The organism is Erythrobacter sp. HKB08 (assembly GCF_004114695.1).
Classification (GTDB): Bacteria; Pseudomonadota; Alphaproteobacteria; order Sphingomonadales; family Sphingomonadaceae; genus Parerythrobacter_A.
Genome location: NZ_CP035310.1, coordinates 2,116,725 through 2,138,848 on the forward strand (window position 1 = coordinate 2,116,725; position 22,124 = coordinate 2,138,848).

Consider the following 22,124-nt stretch of genomic DNA (forward strand, 5'->3'; position numbering starts at 1 on the left):
AAGCACATGCGGCATATTGCGATTATCGGTTCCGGCCCTGCCGGATACTATACCGCCGAAGCGGCCCAGAAGCACTGGGGCGATGACGTGCGGATCGATATCTTCGACGCGCTTCCTGTCCCTTACGGGCTGATCCGCACGGGCGTCGCGCCCGACCACCAGTCGATCAAGGGCGTCTCGCGCCGCTACGAGAAGACCGCCCTGACCGAGAACGTGCGTTTCGTCGGCAATGTGACGATCGGCGAGGATGTGTCGGTCGCCGACCTGCAGGGCCTGTACGATGCTGTCGTCCTTGCAACCGGCGCTCCGAACGACCGGCAATTGGGGATGGAAGGCGAAGACCTCGCCAACGTGTTCGGCAGCGCCGCGTTCGTCGGCTGGTACAACGGGCATCCGCAATTCGCCGACCTCGCACCGGACCTGTCGGGCCGCCACGCGGTCGTCATCGGGATGGGCAATGTCGCGCTCGACGTGGCGCGCATCCTCGCCAAGACCGAGGCTGAGTTTGCCGGCTCCGACATAGTCGGACACGCCCTGAAGGCGCTCAACGAAAGCAATATCCACACGATCACCATCCTTGGGCGGCGCGGCCCGCACCAGATCATGATGACGCCGAAGGAGCTTGGCGAGCTCATGCATCTGGAGCGCGCCAGCCCCCGGGTCGACCCGGAGGACCTGCCGGAGGAAGAGGAAGACGCGCTGCTCGAACCGGGCCTGCGAAAGTCGGTCGCGCACCTGCGCAGTTTCGCCGCCATTCCGGAAAGCGTCCACGCCGATACGCCGGTCGAGATCGAGTTCGACATGTTCGCCAGCCCGGTCGCGCTCGAAGGCGACGGCAAGGTGCAGAAAGTCCGTGTCGAGCGCACTGTCGTCGAGGCCGGGCGCGCCAAGGGTACGGGGGAATTCTACGACATCCCCGCCGATCTCGTCGTCAGTTGCATCGGTTATCGCACCAGTCCGATCCCCGGCGTCCCGTTCGACGAGCGCGCGGGACGTTTCGCCAACGACGAGGGGCGTATCCTGCCCGGCCTTTACTGCGTCGGGTGGGCGAGACGCGGCCCCTCCGGCACGATCGGCACCAACCGGCCCGACGGTTTTGGCCTGATCGAAAAAATCGCCGAGGATGACGCCAGCGGCGCGCTGGGCCGCAAGGGAAAGGCTGGCCGCGAAGGCTTCGATGCCCTGGCGAAGGAACGCGGCATCGAAGTCGTCACATTCCGCGACTGGAAGAAGATCGAGGAAGCGGAGGAGGCCGCCGCAAGGGAAGGCGCTCCCCGAGAGAAATTCGTCGACATCGAAAGCATGATCCGGGCCCGCGACTGAGCGGCGATGGTTGGGAGGAAATACGAATGAGCACTCCCATTATCGATCCGAGCCCGCTTGAAAGACCGATTTCCGAGCGGCCGGCGCATGGCGAAGGCGGCCCGCTCGGGCGCACGGGATTTGCCTGGGCGGTCTTCGAATGGGCGCGCAACCCGTATTACATCCTGATCGTCATTTACATCTTCGCGCCGTACTTCGCGCGCGACATCATCGGGGCTGACCTGCTCGCCAGTGGGCAGCTCGACGGAATGGAGCCCCAGGCCGCGCAGGCGACAGCCAATGCGCAAGGCCAGGCGACGATTGCCTCGGTTACGAAGTGGGCGGGCCTTGTCGCGGCTTTGACTGCACCGTTTCTAGGCGCAGCGCTCGACCGCGGCGGAAGGCTCAAGCCCGTCCTCGCAGTGACGCTCGGCAGCATTGCTCTGTGCTCGGCGCTGCTGTGGTTCGCGATGCCCGGTGGAGCGGGTCTATCGACCCCGGCGATCATGGCGCTGCTGGTGATTGCCTACGTCAGCTATACCTATTCCGAGGTGACCCACAACGCGATGCTCAGCGTATCGGGTGCGCCAGGCAAGCTGTCGATGATTTCCGGGCTCGGACTGGGTCTCGGCAATCTGGCGGCGACGCTGATATTCATTGCCCTGGTCCTGCTGTTCGTCTTGCCCAGCCTGATCCAGTGGCCCTTCGCAGAACCGCAGTTCGGTATCGACGTGACTTCGTTCGAGCACATGCGGATCGCCGGGCCGATCTGCGCGGCATGGCTGGTGATCTTCTCGATCCCGTTCTTCCTCAACGCCAAGGACCCCGGCATTCCCGGCGCGAGCTGGATCGCTGCTACCCGCAGCGGCGCGAAGAGTGTCATGCGGACTTTCCGTGAGGCTTCGCATTATCGCGAGCTTCTCAAGTTCCTCGTCGCGCGCATGTTCTACCAGGATGCGATGGCCGCCCTGCTCGCGCTTGGAGCGGTCTATGTCGCGTTGTTCCTCGGTTGGGGCTTTCTCGAGATGCTCTGCTACGCGATCTTCGCGAGCGCCTGTGCATTCGGCGGCGGCATCTTCGGCGGCTGGCTGGAAGAAAAGGTCGGGGTCAAGCGGGCGCTCGTGATCGAGATCGTCGGGATGATTGCGACTATGATCGTCCAGCTGAGCATCACGCGAGAGAGCCTGTTCTTCGGCCTCGTTGAGAATTCGCAGGTGTGGGACGGCCTCGTCTTCCGCACCGTATCCGATCTTGCCTATCTCGGCCTGATCAGCATCGTCGCGATCACTGCGACTGCGAGCATATCGGCAAGCCGCACCATGCTGGTCACGCTGGCGCCGCTCGGGCGAAGCGGCGAATTCTTCGGCCTTTATGCGATTGCCGGGACGATCACGGTGTGGATGGGTCCCCTGCTTGTCGAGTACTTCACCCTGTGGTCGAACGACCAGCGCATCGGCATGGCCTCGATCTCGCTTCTCTTCACCATCGGCCTCGCAATCCTGCTCACGGTCAAGGTCCCCCACCGCAACGCAGCCTGATCCCGTCGCTATGCGTATGGACTCATGGGTTGCATTGTGAGACTTTCCTCTTCGAGAGAGGAGACCAATCATGCCAGCATTCGACCTGATCATCAGGGGCGGAACCATTGTAGATGGGACCGGGGAGGACCGTTTCACCGGTGACGTCGCGATCAAGGACGGCCTTATCGCGCAGGTCGGAGAGGTGACGGGCGATGCAGCGGAGGAAATCGACGCCAGCGGCCTGCTCGTCACGCCCGGCTTCGTCGACATTCACACGCATTACGACGGGCAGGCGACATGGGACCAGGAAATGGCCCCGTCCAGCTGGCACGGCGTGACCACCGTCGTCATGGGCAATTGCGGCGTAGGCTTCGCTCCCGCCAAGCCCGACAAGCACGACTGGCTCATCCAGCTGATGGAAGGCGTCGAGGACATTCCCGGCACCGCCCTTGCCGAAGGCATCACCTGGAACTGGGAAACCTTCCCCGAATATCTCGACGAGCTGGAGAAGCTGCCGCGCACCGTCGATGTCGGCACCCATGTCCCGCATGGCGCGGTGCGTGCCTATGTCCTCGAGGAGCGCGAGGAGCCGGGTGCAGTCCCGACCGAGGAAGACATCCGCCAGATGGCACAGATCGTCGAAGACGGCGTGCGTGCAGGCGCGCTGGGCTTCTCGACGAGCCGCACCGTTCTGCACAAGGACGTGAACGGCGTCCTCGTCCCCGGTACGACCGCGCAGGCCGACGAGCTGATCGAGCTCGGTCGTGCGATGGGCCGCGTCGGCTACGGCGTGTTCGAAATGGCGAGCGACCTTCGCCGCGAGTGGAACGAGTTCGAGTGGATGGGCAGCCTCAGCCGCGAAACCGGCCTGCCCGTCACCTTCGCAGCGCTCCAGTCGATCGCCAAGGAACAGCCGCTCGACGAGCAGATCTCCAACATGCGCGCCGAGAACGACAACGGCGCCAATATCGTCGCCCAGATCGCGCTGCGCGGAAACGGGATCATCATGGCCTGGCAGGGCACGGTGAACCCCTTCGTGCTGCGCCCGAGCTGGCAGGCGATGGAAGAGCTTTCGTGGGAAGATAAGAAAGCGAAACTGCTCGACCCCGAATTCAAGGCGAAACTGCTGGCCGAACCGAACGACTACTCCGAAGTGGCCGAGGACGTGAAGGAAGTGATCTTCGCCCTCACGAACGGCTGGGGCCTGATGTTCGAGATGGACGAGGATTTCGACTACGAACCGCCGCAGGATGCGACCGTGCAGGCCCGCGGCACTGCGGCCGGCGTCGATCCGCAGGAATACGCCTACGACATGCTCTGCCGCGACGATGGCAAGGGCTTCATCTATTTCCCGATCCTCAATTATGCCGACGGCGATCTCGAGTTCCTGCTCCCGCTGCAGCATAGCGACGACACGGTGAACTCGCTGTCCGACGGCGGCGCGCATTGCGGCACGATCTGCGATGCCGCATCGCCCACCTTCATGCTCCAGCACTGGGTGCGCGATCGCAAGCGCGGGGATCGCATCTCGCTGGAGAACGCGATCAAGCGCCAGTGCAGCGATACCGCGAGGCTCTATGGCCTCGAGGACCGCGGCGTGATCGCGCCGGGCTATCTCGCCGATCTCAACATTATCGATTTCGACAAGCTCAAGCTAGGCAAGCCGTGGCTCGCCTTCGACCTTCCGGCTGGCGGCAAGCGCCTGTTGCAGAAGGCGGACGGCTATGTCGCGACGATCAAGAATGGCACGGTCACCTTCCGCAACGGCGAATGGACCGGCGAAACCCCGGGCGGCCTCATCCGCGGCCCGCAGCGCGCAGAGCTGGCAGAAGCCGCCGAGTAACGCATTCCGGCGCTGCGAAGACGCGGGGCTCGCCCCCGCCTCGCGGCGCCGTCTCCTACGATCCGAACTCCGGGAAAAACCACCATGAAAGCCATCCGCACGGGCGCGACGCCCTCTACCCTCGAAGCGCTCGAACTGGTCGATATCGACGATGCACCCGCTCCGGGACCTGGCGAAATTACTGTCGCGATCAAGGCCAGTTCGCTGAATTATCACGATTATGCGGTCGTCAAAGGCATGATCCCGGCAGCCCAGGGCCGGATCCCCATGTCCGACGGCGCAGGTGAAGTCACTGCGGTCGGCGAAGGCGTGAGCGAATTCGCGGTCGGCGATGCCGTGGTCTCGACCTTCTTTCCCGACTGGATCGATGGCAGGCCTCCGCAGACCGCTTTCACCCGAGTGCCGGGCGACGGGATCGACGGCTATGCTCGTGAGAGCATCACAGCGCCGACGCACTGGTTCACCCGCGCGCCGAAGGGCTACAGCCATGCAGAAGCGGCAACGCTGACCTGCGCAGGCCTCACCGCATGGCGGGCGCTGTTCGTGGACTACACGCTCAAGCCCGGAGACACGGTCCTCGTCCAGGGCACGGGCGGGGTTTCGATCTTCGCCCTGCAATTCGCGAAAGCCGCCGGAGCGACCGTGATCGCGACCAGCTCATCCGACGAGAAGCTGAAGCGGGTCAAGGCGCTCGGGGCCGATCACCTGATCAACTACAAGGAGGTCGAGGCGTGGGGGCCGAAGGCGCTTGAGATCACCGGTGGCCGCGGGGTCGACTGCGTGGTCGAGATCGGCGGCGCAGGAACGCTCGACCAGTCGATGCTGGCGACCCGCGTCGGCGGCCACGTCGCGCTGATCGGCGTGCTCGCAGGCTTTGCCGGGCCGGTGCAAACCGCCCTGCTCTTCTCGAAGAATCTCAAGGTCCAGGGCCTTACCGTAGGCAGCCGCGCCATGCAGCAGGACATGATCGACGCGATCGAGGCGAACGGCATCAAGCCGGTCATCTCCGATCACTTCGCACTCGCCGACCTCGCCGATGCTTTCCGCCACCAGGAGGCGAACAAGCACTTCGGCAAGATCGCGGTCGATATCTAGGGCTCGATAACGATTCCCTTGGCCGGGTCGACCTGGCCCTGCACCATCGCGACGAATACCTGCTTTGCCGCCTCGATACCTGCGTGCCGCTCGATCTCGACCGTGTCTCCGACGTCGGCGAGGAATGCGTGCCAGCTTTCGGCGACCTGCTTGCCGAAGCCTTCCGGCCCCAGTTCCTTGATCGCCGCGACCGCATGGTCGGGGGCGAAGAACAGCGTCGGGGTCGGACCCGGCAGGTCGGCATCGCCGCCCATCCCCGCGCCGCGCGCCTCGATATGGGTCGCGCCGACGAGGCAGGAATATTTAAGCGCGTCGCCGAAATGCTCGTGAATGGCCTTCAGCACTCCGGCATTGCCCGCGAAGTCGACGACGACGGCAGGGTCCGCTGACAGCGAGGCGACATCGTCATAGGCGACGACCTCGTCATAGAGACCGGTCGAGCGGGTGAACTCGACATTGCCCTTCGAGGTCAGGCCGATGCGCTTCACATCGGGGGAACGGTGCTTGGCGACGCTCGCCAGCCCCATGGAAGTCTTCGACGAAGCGCTGGTCATCACGACGGTGCCCGCACCGAACCAGTTCTCGCGGCGCATGAAGCTCTCGATAAGGAAGCCGGTCTTGAACAGCGGGCCGAAGATCATGCGCTCGCCTTCGCGCGCCGGATCATGTTCCGGATCGGCCGCAAGGCGCGAATACTGGTTGTAGATCGGGCTCATCGGCTGGCGATGGGCAGCCATGTCCATGAAGCCGCCCTTGGAGACATTGCCCGGCACGACATCGAGGTGCGTGCCCATCGGAAGATAGCCATAGACTCGCTCGCCTACGGCGATATCCGGGTGGTTGCTCTCGACGACCTTCGCGTGGCCCCACATCGGGACGATGCCCATGCCATCGGGCGCCGGGAAGAAGTTCCAGTATCCGAAGCCGTCGCCGACCACTGCATAGGTGATGTTGTTCGCCGTGACCGAGAAGCTCTCGATCTCGAGCCGCACGGCACCATCGGGCAGGACGCCCGGTTCGACGTGAACGAGTTCTGCCTCGGTCAGGGCATCTTTGCGGACATGGATCTGGCTTTGCATGGCGGTCTCTCCTTTGCCGCCATGCCTAGCCTAGTCGCGCTCGCTTTCCCACCGTGTTGCGCGCCATGGCCGGCGCGCATCCGGTCAGACGCGCATCGGCATCAGGACATAGAGCGCAGGCGACTTGTCATCCTTGCGGATGAGCGTCGGAGCTCCGGCATCGGCGAGGTGCAGTTCGACTGCATCCGCGTCGATCTGGCTCAGGATGTCCTTCAGGTAATTGGCGTTGAAGCCGATCTCGAAACCGTCCGCGCCGTATTCCGCCGCCACTTCCTCGGTCGCGGTGCCGTTGTCCGGGCTGGTGACCGAGAGCACGACCTTGTCGTTCTCGAGGCCCATCTTCACCGCGCGCGTCTTCTCGGTCGCGATGGTCGCGACGCGGTCGACGCCTTCGTAGAAGCTCTTCGGGTCTATCTTGAGCAGCTTGTCGTTCCCGGTCGGGATGACGCGGCTGTAATCCGGGAAGGTACCGTCGATCAGCTTGCTGGTGAGGACGACGCCGCCCTCCCCGCCGAGCGTGAAGCGGATCTTGCTGGCCGAAAGGTCGATCTGGACGTTCGCGTCCATCGCTTCCTCGAGCAGCTTGCGAAGTTCGGCGACGGCTTTGCGCGGAACGATCACGTCCGGCATGCCCGCCGCGCCTTCCGGCTGGTCGAGCGTGAAGCGCGCGAGGCGGTGGCCATCGGTCGCGGCCGCCTTCAGAACCGGCTTGTCGTCTTCCGCAACGTGCAGGAAGATGCCGTTGAGGTAGTAGCGCGTTTCCTCGGTGCTGATCGCGAAGCGGGTGCGATCGATCATTTCGGCAAGCGTCTTGGCCGGGAGCTCGAAGCTCGTCGGCAGGTCGCCTTCCACGATGGTCGGGAAATCGTCGCGCGGCAGGGTCGGCAGCGAGAAGCGGCTGCGCCCGGCCTTGATCGCCATGCGGTTGTCGGCCGTCTCAAGGCTCACCTGGCTGCCTTCGGGCAGCTTGCGTGCGATGTCGAACAGCAGGTGTGCCGAAACGGTGATTGACCCCGGATTCTCGACCGAGGCAGCAGGCATGGTCTCGACGACCTGGAGATCGAGGTCGGTCGCCATGATCTTGACCGATCCCCCCTGATCCGCCTCGATCAGGACGTTCGACAGGATCGGAATGGTGTTGCGCCGCTCCACCACGGATTGCACGTGGCCAAGGCTACGGAGCAGGGTGGCGCGTTCGATAGTGGCTTTCATCAATTCCCCCATGCGCGCCCGTGTGTGCCAAGGGCCGGATTCGCCCGCGAGCGCCGGAAAGTGTTGCAGCTATCCTTAGCGAGGCCAGTGTCGGCGGCAAGCGCCTCCGGCATGCAAGCCGGATTCCTTGGGGATAAAAGCGCTTGCGGGCCGAAGATAAGCTATTGTTGCAGGTCGCGCAGGGGCGCGATGGCGGGTCCGCTTGGGGATAAGGAGTTACAGCTTGCCGTCCTCGAGCTTCCGGCCAGCAGTCAGCACTCCCATCCAGGCGTCGAAATAGGCGAAATCGTTCGTCGACCGAAAAGCGGCCAGCGACCGGTAGCCGTTCTGGCGCAGCCAGTTGGCCATCGCCGTATTGTTTTCGTTAAAGAGAAGGCCGGCCGCACCGCGCAGACTGGCGAGCTGGCTCGGCGAAACGCCGCGCGCGACCATGGCCTGCTCCTTGTCGCGGAAGCGAAGCACGAAACCAGCGTAGGCTCCCGCATCGATCGTCTGGGCGCGTTGCCAGCCGTATCGCTGCTCGCATGCGAGCATCGTGCGATTGAAATCGGCCTTGACCTGCGGTTCGTACGTTTGGTTCGGGGTGTTGAGCCCCCTCAGGAGCGTGTGAACCTGCTCGCTGGAATCGTTTATCAGGCACTGCTCGGCTTCCGCCTTGATCTGAGCCGATACCGGCGTAGCGAAACCGGCAAGCGAGCAGAGCCCCGCTGCCACCATTATCTTCTTCGAATTCACGATTTTAACCCCCTGAGATATCGGCGCTTAGCTGATCATCGCCATGCCGCCATTCACATGCAGCGTCTGGCCGGTGACATAGCCTGCCTCGTCCGAAGCGAGATAGGCGACCGCCGCCCCGATATCCTCGCCCTCGCCCATGCGCGCCATCGGGATGCGGGCGTTGATCGCATCCTTCTGCGCGTCGTTGAGCTGGTCGGTCATCGCGGTCCTGATGAAGCCCGGCGCGACGCAGTTGACCGTGATGCCGCGGCTCGCAAGCTCCTGCGCGAGGCTCTTGCTCATGCCGGTGAGACCGGCCTTGGCCGCAACGTAGTTCATCTGCCCCGGGTTACCGGTCGCACCAACGACACTGGTGATCGAGATGATGCGCCCGTGCTTCGCCTTCATCATCGGACGCGCGGCTGCGCGCATCAGGCGGAAGGAAGCTTCGAGATTGATACGGATGACCTCGTCCCACTCGTCGTCCTTCATCCGCATGGCGAGATTGTCGCGCGTGATGCCGGCGTTGTTGACGAGGATGTCCATGCCGCCGAGCGTATCGATGGTCGCCGGGATCAGTTCCTCGACCTGCGTGCTGTTCGACAGGTCGCAGGTAATCTCGACGTGATCGTGACCGAATTCGTCGTTCAGTTCCTCGCGAAAGGCGCGCAGTTTCGCGCCGTTCGAGCCGGAAAGCGCCAGGCGGGCGCCCTGCCGTGCGAGCGCACGGGCGATGGAAGAGCCGATGCCGCCGCTGGCACCGGTAACGAGCGCGGTCTTTCCTTCGAGCGAGAACATCAATTGTCTTCCTTTTCAAATGTTTCGGCGAATCGCGCCTTCGCGCTCCGTGTCATCGACCAGCCGACGAGCAGGTTACCGAGATAGGTCCCCATCTCGTAATCGTCGGCCAGTTCCATGTCCGCCATCAGCTTGGTCGTCCATTGCATGATGAAGGCCTTCGAGCTCGGCGAATCCTTGTTTTGAAACGCCGAGACGACCACTGCCATGGCATCGGGGCCCTGCCGGTCGAACTCCGCCGCGAGCTGGGCCTTCTTTGCATCGCTAAGCGGGACAGAATTCCACGAACCGGCTTCGAGCAGGCTGCCCACGAGATGGAGCTTCGCGAAATCGGCCTGTCGCCGCGTCCAGCCATACTCTTCCGAGCAGCGCTCGCCTTCGCTGATGATCAGCGCCCTGAATTCTGGGTCCATCTTCCCGCTCGCTGTCACCTCGGGAGAGAACTCGGCGATAAACGTGTCGTAGGTCGACGCCGCTTCGGCGGACGCGGGCTCGGTCATGCAGGCGAGCTGCGTTTCGACCGAGGCGGCGTTGGCCGGCTGCGATACGGTGAGCATCGCGGAAGCCAGGACGGAGCCGAAAACACTCACGAAGTCAGTTCCTTGGCGAGCGTTTCGAGGTCTTCCATCGTAATGATGCTGCTGGTCGCCGCGTCGCGATCGATCCGGCCGATCATCGGGCCGAGGACCTTGCCGCCGAGCTCGACGAAGTGTTCTACGCCAGCCTCACGCATCGCGAGCACGCTTTCACGCCAGCGAACCCGGCCGGTCACCTGCTCGACGAGCAGGCGCTGCTCTTCGGCGGGGTCGTCGACCGGCGCAGCGGTGACATTGGCATAAAGCGGCAGGTCGAGGCCGCCCGGAGGCGTTTCAGCCAGAGCCTCGGCCATTGCGTCGGCAGCGGGCTGCATCAGAGAGCAGTGGAACGGCGCAGAGACCGGCAGCGGAACCCCGCGCTTGATGCCGAAGTCCTTCACGAGGCCGATTGCCCGTTCGATCGCGCCGGCATGGCCGGAAAGGACCACCTGCGTCGGATCGTTGTCGTTGGCGACCTCGCACACCTGCCCTTCGGCAGCCGCTTCGGCGAGTTTCTGTGCCTTTTCGAGGTCGGCACCGAGCAGAGCGCACATCGCACCCTCGCCGACCGGAACGGCCGCCTGCATGGCCTGTCCGCGAAGCTTCAGCAGACGCGCCGTATCGCTTAGCGAGAAAGAGCCAACCGCGCAGAGCGCCGTGTATTCGCCAAGGCTGTGACCGGCGACGAAATTGCCGTGGTCGACCAGCGACACGCCGAAATCGCGCTGCAGCACGCGCAGGGTGGCGATAGCGTTCGCCATGATCGCCGGCTGGGCGTTTTCGGTGAGGGTGAGTTCGCCTTCGGGCCCCTCGCGCATGATCATCGAGAGGTTCTGCGACAGCGCGTCGTCGACTTCTTCGAAGGTCTCTCGGGCCGCGGTGCTGGCATCGGCCAGTTCTGCCCCCATCCCTACTTTCTGGCTTCCCTGACCCGGAAAAACGAAAGCTCGCATTTTGTGTTCTCCTTTGGCCGCGCGGGTTATGCGCGCAGCGCTTCGCTCGCAACCCCGAAGGGCACGATCTTGTTGGCAGCGTCGTGACCGATGTCGGCGAGACCGAGGTATGGAATGCCTGCCCGCTCGCACCAAAATTGCGCGATTTCCTGTTCGCTCATGCCGAAGGGGCGGTCGTTCTCGGGCACGGCGCCGATGCGTCCAAGGCGCAGACCTGCAATGTCGGAGAGATGCTGCGTGACATGGAAGAACAGCCGGTCGACGGCATAAAGATATTCGCCCACCTCCTCGACGCAGACGACATGTCCGGTCAGGTCGGGCATCAAGTCGGTCCCGCACAGCATCGCGAGCGTCATCAGGTTGAAAGCTACAGTCGGTCGCTCGTCCAGCTCCGCTTCGAGGCCGCTCACATTGCCGGTCAGCCAATCGAGCGAGCGCGAAATCGCCGCTTCGCCATCGTCGCGCGAAATATCAGCAACCATCGGACCGTGAACGGGCTTGCCGATGCCCGCCTTGTAGAGCGACGCGAGGATATATCCCGTGTCCGAATAGCCGAGGAAGGTCTTGCTGCGTGCAGCGTCCCCGAGTCCGGCGATCGCCTGCGATGCGATCCGGTTGGACCCGTAACCGCCGGCAGCGAACCAGACCGCGTCCACATCGGGATCGTTCGCGCATTCGAGGAAGGCCTCGAGCCGCGTTTCGTCGTCGCCGGCAAAGTGACCGTGGCGTTCGAAACATTGGCGATGGAACACCAGTTCCACCCCGCCCCGCTCCTGCGCCAGGTCGAGAACAGCGTCGGCATGTTCTCGTTCGAGCCGCTTTCCGGGGGCGCATATCGCAATTCTGGTCATGTCGCTTGCTAGCCCGCTTGTCTTGCCGCCTGCAACGCAATACCGCGCCCCAATGTCCGAATTCCCCACACCTGAAGAACTCTTTTCGCGCCCCTTCTTCTTCTGCGGCATCGGCGGCTCCGGCATGCAGCCGCTCGCGCAGATCCTGAAAGGTCGCGGCGCAAGCGTCGGCGGTTCGGACCGCAGCTTCGACCAGGGGCGCACGCCGGAAAAGTTCGCGGCGCTCGAAAAACAGGGCTTCGAGCTTCATCCGCAGGACGGCAGTGGCATCACCTCGAAGGACCAGATTCTCGTCGCCTCGGCTGCGGTGGAGGACACGGTGCCCGATGCGAAGCGCGCGAAGGAACTCGGCTGCCTGCGCATGACGCGCGCCGAACTGAATTCGATCCTGTTCAACACCAGCGGTGCCGGTATCGGCATTGCCGGGACGAGCGGGAAGTCGACCGTTACCGGCATGATCGGGTGGATCCTCCAGGCGACGGGACGCGAGCCGACCATCATGAACGGCGCGGTGATGAAGAACTTCGTCTCGGACGAGCGCCCCTTTGCCAGCGCGGTCGTCGGCAGCCAGAGCATCTATGTGAGCGAAGTCGACGAGAGCGACGGTTCCATCGCGCTCTATCGCCCGGCGGTCGGCGTGCTGCTCAACGTCAGCCTCGACCACAAGAGCATGGAGGAACTGCGCCAGCTGTTCGGCGATTTCCTCGAGCGCAGCCGTATCGCGGCGATCAATGCCGATGACGAGGAAGCGCTCAAGCTGCTGCCGCGCGCGAAGGAGGTCATCACCTTCGGGCTGGAACAGGAAAAGGCCCAGATCGGGATCGTGCCCGGCTCGATTGCCGAAGGTCCCACGCGGCAGGCGGCGCTCGTCATCGACCGTCACGACGGCAGCGAGCACCCGCTGACCCTCGCCATGCCGGGGCGCCACAACCTCTCTAATGCCCTTGCCGCCATTGCCGGTGCCGCGGCCGCCGGCGTTCCGGTCGAAGCTTCGGTCAAAGCGCTCGCCTCCTTCGAGGGGCTCGCTCGCCGGTTCGATATCGTCGGCACCAGCGCGAACGGCGTCACCGTGATCGACGATTTCGGGCACAACCCGGAAAAATGTGCTGCCACCCTGCGCACGCTCAAGGCGCATGAAGGCCGCGTAATCGCATTCTTCCAGCCCCACGGCTACGGCCCCTTGCGCCAGATGGGTCACGAACTGGCAGAAACATTCGCGCGCGAACTTGGTCCGGAAGACATCACCATCATGTGCGACCCGGTCTATTTCGGCGGCACGGTCGATCGCAGCCAGGGTACCGAGCGGATCATCGCCATGATCGAGGAAGCTGGCGGCCTCGCAGACCATGTCCCGTCACGCGAAGATTGCGGCAAGCTGATCGCGTCCATCGCCAAGCCCGGCGACCGCATTGTCGTGATGGGCGCGCGGGACGATACGCTTACGACCTTCGCGAAGGACCTGCTGGCGAAAGTCTAGTGCGCTCCGATGCGCAGGACCTTGTGCAGCACGAAGACGATCACGGCGCCCACGGCGATACCGAATAGCGCGGAAAGCGCCGCATAGGTCGTCCAGCCGAGGATGCCCGACAGGCCTCCGGTGACCGTCTCGACAGCGTGCTGCACCCCGTGCGCCCAGTCCGAAGGGCCATGGATGCCAAGCTCGTGCAGGCCGTGCAGGATGATCCCGCCACCGACCCAGAGCATCGCAACCGTCCCGATGATCGACAGCGCCGTCAGCAGGCGCGGCATGAGGCGCAGGAGGAACTTGCCGAATTTCTGCGCCGCCTCGCTCGGCTTTTCGGCGAGATGGAGACCGATATCGTCCATCTTCACGATAACCGCCACCGTACCGTAGACGACGACGGTGATCACGATGCCGACGATCGCGAGCACGCCCGCGCGGACGAAGAAATCTTCCGCCGACACCTCGTTCAGCACGATGGCCATGATCTCGGCCGAAAGGATGAGGTCGGTCCTGATCGCCCCGGAAATGCGCTGTTTCTCGAACTTCGCGGGATCCTCGATCGGGTCCTCGATGGTCTTGCCGTGCTTTGCCCCGCCGAGCTTTTCGATGACCTTCTCGGCGCCTTCGTAGCAGAGGAAGCCGCCGCCCAGCATGAGGATGAAAATGATCGCGCCGGGCAGGAATTCGCTCAGCAGGAGCGCGCCGGGAAGCAGGATCACCAGCTTGTTGAACAGACTGCCTTTCGTGATCGACCAGATGATCGGTAACTCGCGCGCCGGGCTGAGGCCCGTGACGTAGCTCGGCGTGACCGCGGCATCGTCGATCACGACGCCGGCGGCCTTGGTGCCCGCCCTGCTTGCCGCGACGCCGATATCGTCTATCGAGGCGGCAGCGGTTCGCGCGATGATCGATACGTCGTCGAGCAGGGCTACAAGTCCACCGGGCACGCAATTCTCCTTTGTCGTGTCTCGAACCCGCCCTTGCCGCCTGCGTTCCCGGCTCGCAAGGCTTGCATTCCCCGCCAATCCCGCTATGTGCGCGCATCCCTTGCGTCCGGAGCGTTCCGGCGACGGGGATAAGAAGAAAGCCGGAGGGGCCCCCGCGATCCGCGCGGGACAGCCAGCGATCGGCAGAAGTGAAAGGACAAGGAATGGCTCTCTACGAGCATATCTTCCTTGCGCGCCAGGACCTGAGCCAGAGCCAGGTCGACGCATTGGCCGCGCAAGCTACCGAGATTGTCGAGCAGAACGACGGCAAGGTCACCAAGACGGAGACCTGGGGCCTCAAGAACCTCGCCTACAAGATCGACCGTAACCGCAAGGCGCATTTCGTAATGCTCAACATCGAGGGCCCCGGCTCCGTTGTTTCCGAGCTCGAGCGCCAGACCCGCATCAACGAAGACGTCATCCGCTACATGACCATCCGTGTCGAAGAGCACGAAGAAGGTCCGAGCGTGATGATGCGCAAGAACGACCGCGACGGCAAGAAGCGCCGCGCCGACCGTGAGGAGCGCGACTGATGGCCCGCCCGTTTTTCCGCCGCCGCAAGACTTGCCCGTTCTCGGCCAAGAATGCACCGAAGATCGACTACAAGGACGTGCGCCTGCTGCAGGGCTTCATGTCCGAGCGTGGCAAGATCGTTCCTTCCCGTATCACCGCCGTTTCGGCCAAGAAGCAGCGCGAACTCGCCAAGGCGATCAAGCGCGCGCGCCACATCGGCCTGCTTCCGTACATCGTGAAGTAAGAGGAGCAGAACCATGGATATCATTCTCCTCGAACGTATCGGCAACCTCGGCTCGATCGGCGACATCGTCACCGTGAAGGACGGCTACGCCCGCAACTTCCTGCTCCCGCAGAAGAAGGCCCTGCGTGCCAACGAAGCCAACAAGAAGGTCTTCGAAGCCAACCGCGAGCGCCTCGAGAAGGAAAACGCCGAGCGTCGTACCGAAGCCGAGAAGCTCGGTGAAAGCGTCGACGGCACCGAAATCGTCCTGCTTCGCGCTTCGTCGAACGCCGGCCAGCTGTACGGCTCGGTCAACGTTCGCGACATCGTGAACGGCCTGAACGACAAGGGTCACTCGGTCGACAAGAAGCAGATCGTCATGGGCAGCCCGATCAAGACGATCGGCATGCACGACGTGACCGTCGCCCTGCACCCGGAAGTCCACGTCACGGTGAAGGCGAATGTCGCCCGCTCCGAAGACGAGGCCGAACTGCAGAGCCAGGGTGTCGACGTTCTCGCCCAGCTGTTCGAAGAAGAGCAGAAGGAAATCGAGGAAGCGGCAGCTGCCAACCAGATCGACCCGACCCTCGAACCGGGTGAAATCCCGGCCGAGCTGCTCGAAGAAGGCGTTACCCCGGCAGAGGGTGAAGACGCCGCTTCGGACGAAGCAGAGACGGACGAAAACGCAGAAGGCTGAGCGTCACGCCAGTCTTAGCGCAAGAGGGGCGCGGCCTGCGGGTCGCGCCCTTTTTGTAACAGGAGGAATCCGCCCGCGCGGCGGCCCCTGACTTGGAATTGCAAGAGAGGAAGCGCAGATAGGACACATGGACAAGATCGAACTGGTCATCGAGAAAATCACCGCAATCTACGACAAGGCGGTGGAACAGCTACGCGAAGACGTCATCGCCTTCGCCCGCAATGGCGCCCTCCCCTCGAAGGAGCGCCGCAACGACGGGACCTACGCCTATCCCGAACTCGTCCTGACCTTCGACGGTGCCAACCATCCTGCCGACCGCAGCCGCGCCTTCGGCCGGTTGAACGAGGCGGGTGTCTACACGACCACGATCACCCGTCCGCGCCTGTTTGCCGATTACCTGCGCGAACAGCTCGATCTCATCTGCAGCGACTACGACGTTTCCATCGACGCGCGCCCTTCGCGCCAGGAAATCCCCTTCCCCTACGTGCTCGACGGTGAAGTCGGCGCGGAGCTCGCCGGGATCAGCCCGAACGATCTCGCACGCCATTTCCCGGCGACCGAGCTGGCCGATATCGGCGATGAACTGGCGGACGGAATCGAGCTAGACGATCCGGAAGACGAGATCCCGCTGTCGCTGTTCGACGGCCTGCGGACCGACTTCAGCCTCGCCCGCCTCGCGCACTATACCGGCACCAGCACGGACGACTTCCAGAACTACATCCTGTTCACGAACTATCACCGCTATGTCGATGAATTCGTTGACTGGGCCGGTGAACAGCTCGGCAGCAACGGCTACACCAAGCTGGCTGGCGCGGGCGGCCTCGAACTGACCGAGCGGACCAGCAATGCGCGCATTCAGCTGTCCGACACGGCATGGCGCCGGCACCAGATGCCCGCCTACCACCTCGTCGGTGAAGGGCGCGGCGGGATCACTCTCGTCAACATCGGTGTCGGTCCATCCAACGCGAAGACGATCTGCGACCACCTTGCTGTGCTGCGCCCCGAAGCCTGGCTGATGATCGGCCACTGCGGCGGCCTGCGCCCGAGCCAGAAGATCGGCGACTACGTGCTCGCCCATGCATATCTGCGCGACGACCACGTGCTCGATCCGGTCCTACCGCCTGAAATCCCCCTCCCCGCCATTGCCGAGGTCCAGCAGGCCCTTGCTGGCGCGGCCGAAGAGGTTTCGGGCGAACACGGCAGCGACCTCAAGAAGCGTATGCGCACCGGCACGGTCGTCACCACCGACGACCGTAACTGGGAGCTTCGCTACACCCAGTCGGCCAAGCGCCTTTCGCTCAGCCGCGCCGTCGGCATCGACATGGAAAGCGCGACCATCGCCGCGCAGGGCTACCGCTTCCGCGTGCCTTACGGAACGCTGCTGTGCGTCTCGGACAAGCCGCTCCACGGCGAGATCAAGCTGCCGGGCCAGGCGAACAAGTTCTACGAGGAGGCGATCGCCGCCCACCTCCAGATCGGCGTCACAGCCTGCCGCCTGCTACGCGAGGAAGGTCCGCGCCTGCACAGCCGCAAGCTTCGCGCCTTCAACGAGCCGCCGTTCCGGTGATCGAAAGCGGGATCAGCCGACTGCGGTCGCCTCGATCTCGATCATGATTGCCGGATCGTAGAGCCGCGTCACGCCGAGCAGCGTGGCGACGATCTGCGCGCCCGCTTCTACATGGACCGACATGATCTGGTCGGCGTGGGCCATGAACGCATCGACATCGGTCGTGTAGTAATTGAGCCGCACGAGGTTGCTCGCATCCATGCCCGCAGAGCCAAGCGCGTCGAGCAGGCACTGCCAAGCAGCCTTGTACTGCGCGACGAGATCGCCCGGATGCATCGGCGAGCCATCGGCCGCGGACGCCGTCTGCCCCGATAGGTAGAGCGTCCGCTGGCCGCCCTCGACCTCGACGGCGTGGTTGAGACCGAAGCCCTGCATCCAGGGTGTCGGATTATGCGTCGTTTTCTTCATCAGTCGCCTCCCGTTGAGTGAATAACCGGTGCGACCCGATGAATGGCTAGCCTCTGCCCTTGGTCTTGGTCTTGCCCGCTTTCGCGCTCTTTTCGATGAATTCGATGATCAATCCGGCGACGTCCTTGCCCGTCGCTTTCTCGATGCCTTCGAGGCCGGGTGAGGAGTTCACCTCCATGATCACCGGCCCGTGGTTCGAGCGCAGCATGTCCACGCCGCAGACGTTGAGGCCCATGTGCTTGGCCGCGCGTACCGCGGTCGAGCGTTCTTCCGGGGTGATCTTGATGACCTCGGCGCTACCGCCACGGTGCAGGTTGGAGCGGAAATCGTCCGCCGCGCCGGTGCGTTTCATCGCTGCGACGACCTTGCCGCCGACGACCAGCGCACGAATGTCGGTCCCGCCGGCTTCCTTGATGAACTCCTGCACCAAGATGTTCACATTCGCGCCGCGGAATGCCTCGATTACCGACTTCGCGCTGCTCATCGTCTCGGCGAGGACGACGCCGATGCCCTGCGTGCCCTCGAGCAGCTTGATCACCACCGGCGGGCCGTTGACCGCCTTGATGATCTCCTCCGCCGCCTTGGGATCGTTGGCATAGGCGGTCAGCGGCAGGCCGAGGCCGTATTTGGCGAGGATTTGCATCGAGCGCAGCTTGTCGCGGCTGCGACCGATGGCGACGCTTTCGTTGAGCGGCCAGACGCCGCCCATCTCGAACTGGCGCAGCACCGCGAGGCCGTAGTTCGTGATCGAGGCCCCGATGCGCGGGATCACCGCGTCGTATTTGCCGACGGTCTCGCCATTGTAGGTCAGCGTCGGACGATGGCTGGCGATGTTCACCGTGCAGCGCGTCGTATTGAGGATGTCGAGCGTGTGCCCGCGTTGCTCTGCCGCCTCGACGAGGCGCTCGTGCGAGTAGAGCTTCGGATTGCGCGCCAGCATGGCGATTTTCATGGTTTGTGTCCCTTGGTAGTCTTGAGTTCGGGCGTTTGCAGCCACGAGTAACCTGAATCGACGACGAAACGGCGCCGCAGCGACGATCGTCCGATCAACATCGGAAACCGCATGTCCGACCGGTCGGCCAGGCTGATTTCCGCACGAAATTCTTCATCGCCGATCTTGAGCGGCGTCTTGATGACATAGCGGCGCTGCGTCTTGCCGTTCGAGCTGGTGATGCCGCGGATGTCGACATGCACTGCCTCGCACACGTGGCGCTCGCCATCCCAGTCGACGGCGAAGCGCACATATTGCTCCCCGTCGCGTTCGAGTTCCTCGATCACCGTGCCGTGCAGCGAGGAGGTGCGGGCACCGGTGTCGATCTTGGCGGGAATGCCGCTCAGGCCCAGTTCGGGCAGATGCACGAGTTCCCGCCAGCCCACGACCGGCAGTGGCTTACGTTTGTCGCTCAATCGAGTATCGCCAATCCGTCCCCGCCGTCACCGGCCTGCAGCCGGCGGAGAACTTTCCCTGTTTCGTAGTCGACTTCGGCAATCGTGTCCGAGGCTGTTTCCGCGACATAGACGCGCTTGCCATCGTCCGACCACAGGATCGTCACCTGGAAGCGTTCCTCGGCCTCTTCCGGGCTGGAAACCGCGATAGTGCGCACTGACTCTGCCTTCGCGAGGTCGATAACCGTCAGCGAGCCATCCTGCAGGTCGGACGTGACCGCAACGTCGCCCTGCGGCCGGATCGCGAGGCGCAGCGGGAATCGGCCCGTCGCCACCTCGTTGCGGACCTCGAGCGTCATGGGATCGAGCTCGATCGCCTTGTTCGAACCGCGCGCGGATACCCACAGCGCCTTGCCGTCGGGCGACAGCGAGATGCCTTCAGGCTCGACCCCGACCTCGACCGACAAAGGAGCGCGGCGCGTCTTGAGGTCGACCAGCGTGACCGTCCCGGAGCCGAGATCCATCGTCCAGGCGTGATTGCCGTTGGGCGATACCGCCAGCATGTGGCTGCCCCGCTTGCCGGTCGAATATTCGAAAGTCTCGACCTCTCCAACCGGACGCCTGATCCAGAAGACCGATTGGCGCCCCTCGGCCGTCACATAGAGATCGTCGTCGGTCCACCACACGATACCGTGCGGCCGGGCATTCTCGCCAAGCTCGACGGAGCGCACGCGCGCAAGATCGCCGGTGCGGAAGATATCGACGCTCGTCCCGCCATAGCAGGCGAGCGCGACATATTCCCCATCCGGCGAGGTCGCCAGCTCGTGCGGATTGGCGCAGCTGTCGACGCGCTTCACTTCCTCGCCGCTGGCAAGGTCGATTTTCGACAAGGAGTTGCCGAACTTGTTCGCGACGAACAGCGCCTGCCCTTCGAGCGAGGCATTCGCTTGCCCTCCCGGCTCGGCCAGGTCGGCCGAAACCGGGGCGCAGGCTGCCAGCGCAACCAGCGGGACAAGCTTGAAAAACCTCACCATCCGGTGGGCTTACCAGCATTCTGCTCGTCGAGCCATGCCTTGAGCGGTGCGAAGTATTCGACCATCGCCTTGCCGCTCATCTCGCGGGTTCCGGTGAACGCCTCGAGCGCGTCGGGCCACGGCTTCGAAGCGCCCATTTCGAGCATTGCGTTGAGGTTCTCGCCGACTTCCTCGTTGCCATAGAACGAGCAGCGGTGGAGCGGCCCTTCCCAGCCTGCCTGGTCGCACGCAGCCTTGTAGAACTGGAACTGCAGGATGCGAGCAAGGAAGTAGCGGGTGTACGGCGTGTTGCCCGGGATGTGATACTTCGCACCCGGATCGAAGGCGTCGGCCGGACGATCGACCGGCGGGGTAATGCCCTGGTACTCGCGCTTCAGGTCGTGCCAAGCGGTGTTGTACTGGTCCGGCGTGATCGAGCCGTCGAACACGCCCCAGCGCCACTTGTCGACCAGCAGGCCGAACGGGAGGAACGCGACCTTGTCCATCGCCTGGCGCAGGAGCAGGCCGATATCCTTGTCCGGGCCCGGAACGTCCGCGCGGTCGAGCATGTCGATCTGGACGAGGTATTCCGGCGTGATCGACAGGGCGATCATGTCGCCGATAGCCTCGTGGAAGCCGTCGTTCGCGCCGTTGAGGTGCAGGTAGTCCTGCTCGTTATAGGCGCGCTGGTAGTAGTTGTGGCCGAGCTCGTGGTGGATGGTGATGAAGTCGTCCGCATTCTGCTTGATGCACATCTTGATGCGGATGTCGTCCTTGTTGTCGATGTCCCACGCGCTTGCGTGGCACACGACTTCGCGGTCTGCCGGCTTCACGAACTGGCTGCGCTGGTAGAAGGTCTCCGGCAGCGGCTCGAAGCCGAGCGAGGAGAAGAACTGTTCGCCGACGCGGACCATGTCGATTTCAGACAGGCCCTTCTGGGCGATAAGGTCGGTCAGGTCGTAGCCGATGTCGCCGGCACCCTCGGGCGCGACGAGTGGGTAGATGTTGCCCCATTCCTGCGCCCACATATTTCCGAGCAGGTCGGCGCGGATCGGGCCTGTCGCGGGCTGCACCGCATCGCCGTATTTCTCGTTGAGGTTCCAGCGGACATAGGTGTGCAGGCTGTCGTAGAGCGGCTTCACTTCCTGCCACAGACGCTCGGTCTCGGCCGCGAAGTCGTCGGCCGGCATGTCGTAGCCCGAACGCCACATGGCGCCGACATTGGTGAAGCCGAGTTCCTTGGCGCCTTCATTGGCGATTTCGACCATGCGGGCATAGTCGTCCTTCATCGGCGCGCCGACATTGGTGTGCCAGCTGGCCCACATCTCAGCGAGCTCTTCGGGCGAACGATCGATATTGCCCATCTCGGCCTCGATGTCCGACCCGTTGATTTCCTCGCCGTTCAGCGTGCCGCGGCCCTTGCCGTAGAGGCTGTTGAGCTTGGTCGCGATCTCGTTGAGTTCAGTCGCCGCGCCATCGGTGGTCGGTGCGGGCAGGACGATGCCGTTGCGCAGCATGTCGAGCTTGCGGCCTACTTCGGCATCGAGGCCGTCGACGGTCGCATACTTGGCCGCTTCGAGTGCGTATTTGACGGATTTTTCCGTGCCTTGCGCGCCGATCTTGGCTGCTAGCGCATCGGTATCTTCGGTGATGTAGGTCGAGTTGATCCAATAAACCCGGCCCGCTTCGACCGAGTAGTCGAACAGGTCCTTCTCGACCATGGCGACCCAGTCGGCAGCGCCCTGCGGCGTCATCGGGAAAGCTTCACTTGCCTCGCTCTTCTCGCCGCCGTGATGGTCGGCATAGGCGGGCGCCGCAAGCGAAACGGCCAGCGCGGCAAGCGCAACGGATGCGAATTTCATGATGTGTCAGTCCTCTCGGTCAAAACCGGTTTCGATGGATACCGGTTTGGACCTGCAAG

General features: G+C 63.7%; 22 protein-coding genes. 9 read left to right on the plus strand and 13 right to left on the minus strand.

Annotated elements, in window-relative coordinates:
* Positions 1-6: 6 nt before the first annotated feature.
* The 4 genes from EO245_RS10180 (at position 7) to EO245_RS10195 (ending at position 5,760) form a co-directional block, all read left to right on the plus strand.
* Complete coding sequence (locus tag EO245_RS10180; RefSeq protein WP_128892824.1) at positions 7-1,323, plus strand: FAD-dependent oxidoreductase; 1,317 nt, start codon at positions 7-9, stop codon at positions 1,321-1,323.
* Positions 1,324-1,349: 26 nt separating this feature from the next.
* Positions 1,350-2,840: an MFS transporter gene (locus EO245_RS10185; protein WP_128892825.1), complete on the plus strand. Its 1,491-nt coding sequence runs from the start codon at positions 1,350-1,352 to the stop codon at positions 2,838-2,840.
* Between the two features lie 70 nt (positions 2,841-2,910).
* On the plus strand, positions 2,911-4,665 hold the full coding sequence (locus tag EO245_RS10190) for an amidohydrolase family protein (protein ID WP_128892826.1): 1,755 nt from the start codon (positions 2,911-2,913) through the stop codon (positions 4,663-4,665).
* Positions 4,666-4,749: 84 nt separating this feature from the next.
* Positions 4,750-5,760, plus strand: a complete 1,011-nt coding sequence (locus EO245_RS10195; RefSeq protein WP_128892827.1) for an NAD(P)-dependent alcohol dehydrogenase — start codon at positions 4,750-4,752, stop codon at positions 5,758-5,760.
* Here EO245_RS10195 and EO245_RS10200 read toward each other — a convergent pair.
* From EO245_RS10200 to EO245_RS10230, 7 genes are all read right to left on the minus strand, one after another.
* A complete protein-coding gene (locus EO245_RS10200) occupies positions 5,757-6,839 on the minus strand; it encodes a DUF2855 family protein (protein WP_128892828.1) in 1,083 nt (360 codons plus the stop codon). The genes EO245_RS10195 and EO245_RS10200 overlap by 4 nt on opposite strands.
* 84 nt (positions 6,840-6,923) lie before the next feature.
* Positions 6,924-8,051 (minus strand): DNA polymerase III subunit beta, encoded by a 1,128-nt coding sequence (gene dnaN / locus EO245_RS10205; RefSeq protein WP_128892829.1) that lies wholly within the window; start codon positions 8,049-8,051, stop codon positions 6,924-6,926.
* Positions 8,052-8,267: 216 nt separating this feature from the next.
* Positions 8,268-8,786, minus strand: a complete 519-nt coding sequence (locus EO245_RS10210; RefSeq protein ID WP_128892830.1) for a hypothetical protein — start codon at positions 8,784-8,786, stop codon at positions 8,268-8,270.
* 27 nt (positions 8,787-8,813) lie between these two features.
* The gene (gene fabG / locus EO245_RS10215) at positions 8,814-9,566 is read right to left on the minus strand and encodes a 3-oxoacyl-[acyl-carrier-protein] reductase (protein WP_128892831.1); all 753 of its coding nucleotides are present in this window, start codon (positions 9,564-9,566) and stop codon (positions 8,814-8,816) included.
* Positions 9,566-10,156: a hypothetical protein gene (locus tag EO245_RS10220; RefSeq protein WP_128892832.1), complete on the minus strand. Its 591-nt coding sequence runs from the start codon at positions 10,154-10,156 to the stop codon at positions 9,566-9,568. Before EO245_RS10220 ends, fabG begins: the two co-directional genes overlap by 1 nt.
* A complete protein-coding gene (fabD, locus tag EO245_RS10225) occupies positions 10,153-11,094 on the minus strand; it encodes an ACP S-malonyltransferase (protein ID WP_128892833.1) in 942 nt (313 codons plus the stop codon). Before fabD ends, EO245_RS10220 begins: the two co-directional genes overlap by 4 nt.
* 26 nt (positions 11,095-11,120) lie before the next feature.
* Positions 11,121-11,945 carry an LD-carboxypeptidase gene (locus tag EO245_RS10230; RefSeq protein WP_128892834.1) on the minus strand — a complete coding sequence of 275 codons (825 nt, stop codon included), beginning with the start codon at positions 11,943-11,945 and terminating at the stop codon, positions 11,121-11,123.
* A gap of 52 nt (positions 11,946-11,997) precedes the next feature.
* On the opposite strand from EO245_RS10230, the gene EO245_RS10235 reads away from it, so the two are divergent.
* Positions 11,998-13,422 carry a Mur ligase family protein gene (locus EO245_RS10235; RefSeq protein ID WP_128892835.1) on the plus strand — a complete coding sequence of 475 codons (1,425 nt, stop codon included), beginning with the start codon at positions 11,998-12,000 and terminating at the stop codon, positions 13,420-13,422.
* On the opposite strand, the gene EO245_RS10240 is transcribed toward EO245_RS10235, so the two are convergent.
* On the minus strand, positions 13,419-14,357 hold the full coding sequence (locus tag EO245_RS10240; protein WP_128892836.1) for a DUF808 domain-containing protein: 939 nt from the start codon (positions 14,355-14,357) through the stop codon (positions 13,419-13,421). The two genes, EO245_RS10235 and EO245_RS10240, sit on opposite strands and share 4 nt — an antisense overlap.
* Positions 14,358-14,560: 203 nt before the next feature.
* On the opposite strand from EO245_RS10240, the gene rpsF reads away from it, so the two are divergent.
* From rpsF to EO245_RS10260, 4 genes are all read left to right on the plus strand, one after another.
* Positions 14,561-14,929, plus strand: coding sequence for a 30S ribosomal protein S6 (gene rpsF, locus EO245_RS10245; protein WP_128892837.1), 369 nt, complete (start codon positions 14,561-14,563; stop codon positions 14,927-14,929).
* Positions 14,929-15,153 carry a 30S ribosomal protein S18 gene (gene rpsR / locus EO245_RS10250; protein ID WP_128892838.1) on the plus strand — a complete coding sequence of 75 codons (225 nt, stop codon included), beginning with the start codon at positions 14,929-14,931 and terminating at the stop codon, positions 15,151-15,153. The genes rpsF and rpsR overlap by 1 nt, the downstream gene beginning before the upstream one ends.
* A 13-nt stretch (positions 15,154-15,166) precedes the next feature.
* The gene (gene rplI, locus EO245_RS10255) at positions 15,167-15,829 is read left to right on the plus strand and encodes a 50S ribosomal protein L9 (RefSeq protein WP_128892839.1); all 663 of its coding nucleotides are present in this window, start codon (positions 15,167-15,169) and stop codon (positions 15,827-15,829) included.
* A 118-nt stretch (positions 15,830-15,947) separates the two neighbouring features.
* On the plus strand, positions 15,948-17,396 hold the full coding sequence (locus tag EO245_RS10260) for an AMP nucleosidase (RefSeq protein WP_370246183.1): 1,449 nt from the start codon (positions 15,948-15,950) through the stop codon (positions 17,394-17,396).
* 12 nt (positions 17,397-17,408) lie between these two features.
* Here the strand turns inward: EO245_RS10260 and EO245_RS10265 are convergent, their stop codons facing one another.
* The 5 genes from EO245_RS10265 to EO245_RS10285 are packed head-to-tail and all read right to left on the minus strand — an operon-like array spanning position 17,409 to position 22,065.
* Positions 17,409-17,804 carry a RidA family protein gene (locus tag EO245_RS10265; protein WP_128892841.1) on the minus strand — a complete coding sequence of 132 codons (396 nt, stop codon included), beginning with the start codon at positions 17,802-17,804 and terminating at the stop codon, positions 17,409-17,411.
* A gap of 46 nt (positions 17,805-17,850) precedes the next feature.
* On the minus strand, positions 17,851-18,756 hold the full coding sequence (rimK, locus tag EO245_RS10270; RefSeq protein ID WP_128892842.1) for a 30S ribosomal protein S6--L-glutamate ligase: 906 nt from the start codon (positions 18,754-18,756) through the stop codon (positions 17,851-17,853).
* The gene (locus EO245_RS10275) at positions 18,753-19,211 is read right to left on the minus strand and encodes a RimK/LysX family protein (protein ID WP_128892843.1); all 459 of its coding nucleotides are present in this window, start codon (positions 19,209-19,211) and stop codon (positions 18,753-18,755) included. Before EO245_RS10275 ends, rimK begins: the two co-directional genes overlap by 4 nt.
* On the minus strand, positions 19,208-20,224 hold the full coding sequence (locus EO245_RS10280; RefSeq protein WP_128892844.1) for a beta-propeller fold lactonase family protein: 1,017 nt from the start codon (positions 20,222-20,224) through the stop codon (positions 19,208-19,210). Before EO245_RS10280 ends, EO245_RS10275 begins: the two co-directional genes overlap by 4 nt.
* Positions 20,218-22,065 (minus strand): M2 family metallopeptidase, encoded by a 1,848-nt coding sequence (locus EO245_RS10285; protein ID WP_128892845.1) that lies wholly within the window; start codon positions 22,063-22,065, stop codon positions 20,218-20,220. The genes EO245_RS10280 and EO245_RS10285 overlap by 7 nt, the downstream gene beginning before the upstream one ends.
* Between the last annotated feature and the right edge of the window lie 59 nt (positions 22,066-22,124).

What these genes read in the sequence shown, in the direction of transcription:
- EO245_RS10230 (WP_128892834.1), bottom strand. Translation starts at nt 11,945, where the DNA reads ATGACCAGAATTGCGATATGCGCCCCCGGAAAGCGGCTCGAACGAGAA.
- EO245_RS10265 (WP_128892841.1), bottom strand. Translation starts at nt 17,804, where the DNA reads ATGAAGAAAACGACGCATAATCCGACACCCTGGATGCAGGGCTTCGGT.
- EO245_RS10285 (WP_128892845.1), bottom strand. Translation starts at nt 22,065, where the DNA reads ATGAAATTCGCATCCGTTGCGCTTGCCGCGCTGGCCGTTTCGCTTGCG.
- rpsF (WP_128892837.1), top strand. Translation starts at nt 14,561, where the DNA reads ATGGCTCTCTACGAGCATATCTTCCTTGCGCGCCAGGACCTGAGCCAG.
- rplI (WP_128892839.1), top strand. Translation starts at nt 15,167, where the DNA reads ATGGATATCATTCTCCTCGAACGTATCGGCAACCTCGGCTCGATCGGC.
- EO245_RS10280 (WP_128892844.1), bottom strand. Translation starts at nt 20,224, where the DNA reads ATGGTGAGGTTTTTCAAGCTTGTCCCGCTGGTTGCGCTGGCAGCCTGC.
- dnaN (WP_128892829.1), bottom strand. Translation starts at nt 8,051, where the DNA reads ATGAAAGCCACTATCGAACGCGCCACCCTGCTCCGTAGCCTTGGCCAC.
- EO245_RS10190 (WP_128892826.1), top strand. Translation starts at nt 2,911, where the DNA reads ATGCCAGCATTCGACCTGATCATCAGGGGCGGAACCATTGTAGATGGG.
- rimK (WP_128892842.1), bottom strand. Translation starts at nt 18,756, where the DNA reads ATGAAAATCGCCATGCTGGCGCGCAATCCGAAGCTCTACTCGCACGAG.
- rpsR (WP_128892838.1), top strand. Translation starts at nt 14,929, where the DNA reads ATGGCCCGCCCGTTTTTCCGCCGCCGCAAGACTTGCCCGTTCTCGGCC.
- fabD (WP_128892833.1), bottom strand. Translation starts at nt 11,094, where the DNA reads ATGCGAGCTTTCGTTTTTCCGGGTCAGGGAAGCCAGAAAGTAGGGATG.
- EO245_RS10185 (WP_128892825.1), top strand. Translation starts at nt 1,350, where the DNA reads ATGAGCACTCCCATTATCGATCCGAGCCCGCTTGAAAGACCGATTTCC.
- fabG (WP_128892831.1), bottom strand. Translation starts at nt 9,566, where the DNA reads ATGTTCTCGCTCGAAGGAAAGACCGCGCTCGTTACCGGTGCCAGCGGC.
- EO245_RS10195 (WP_128892827.1), top strand. Translation starts at nt 4,750, where the DNA reads ATGAAAGCCATCCGCACGGGCGCGACGCCCTCTACCCTCGAAGCGCTC.
- EO245_RS10180 (WP_128892824.1), top strand. Translation starts at nt 7, where the DNA reads ATGCGGCATATTGCGATTATCGGTTCCGGCCCTGCCGGATACTATACC.
- EO245_RS10235 (WP_128892835.1), top strand. Translation starts at nt 11,998, where the DNA reads ATGTCCGAATTCCCCACACCTGAAGAACTCTTTTCGCGCCCCTTCTTC.
- EO245_RS10200 (WP_128892828.1), bottom strand. Translation starts at nt 6,839, where the DNA reads ATGCAAAGCCAGATCCATGTCCGCAAAGATGCCCTGACCGAGGCAGAA.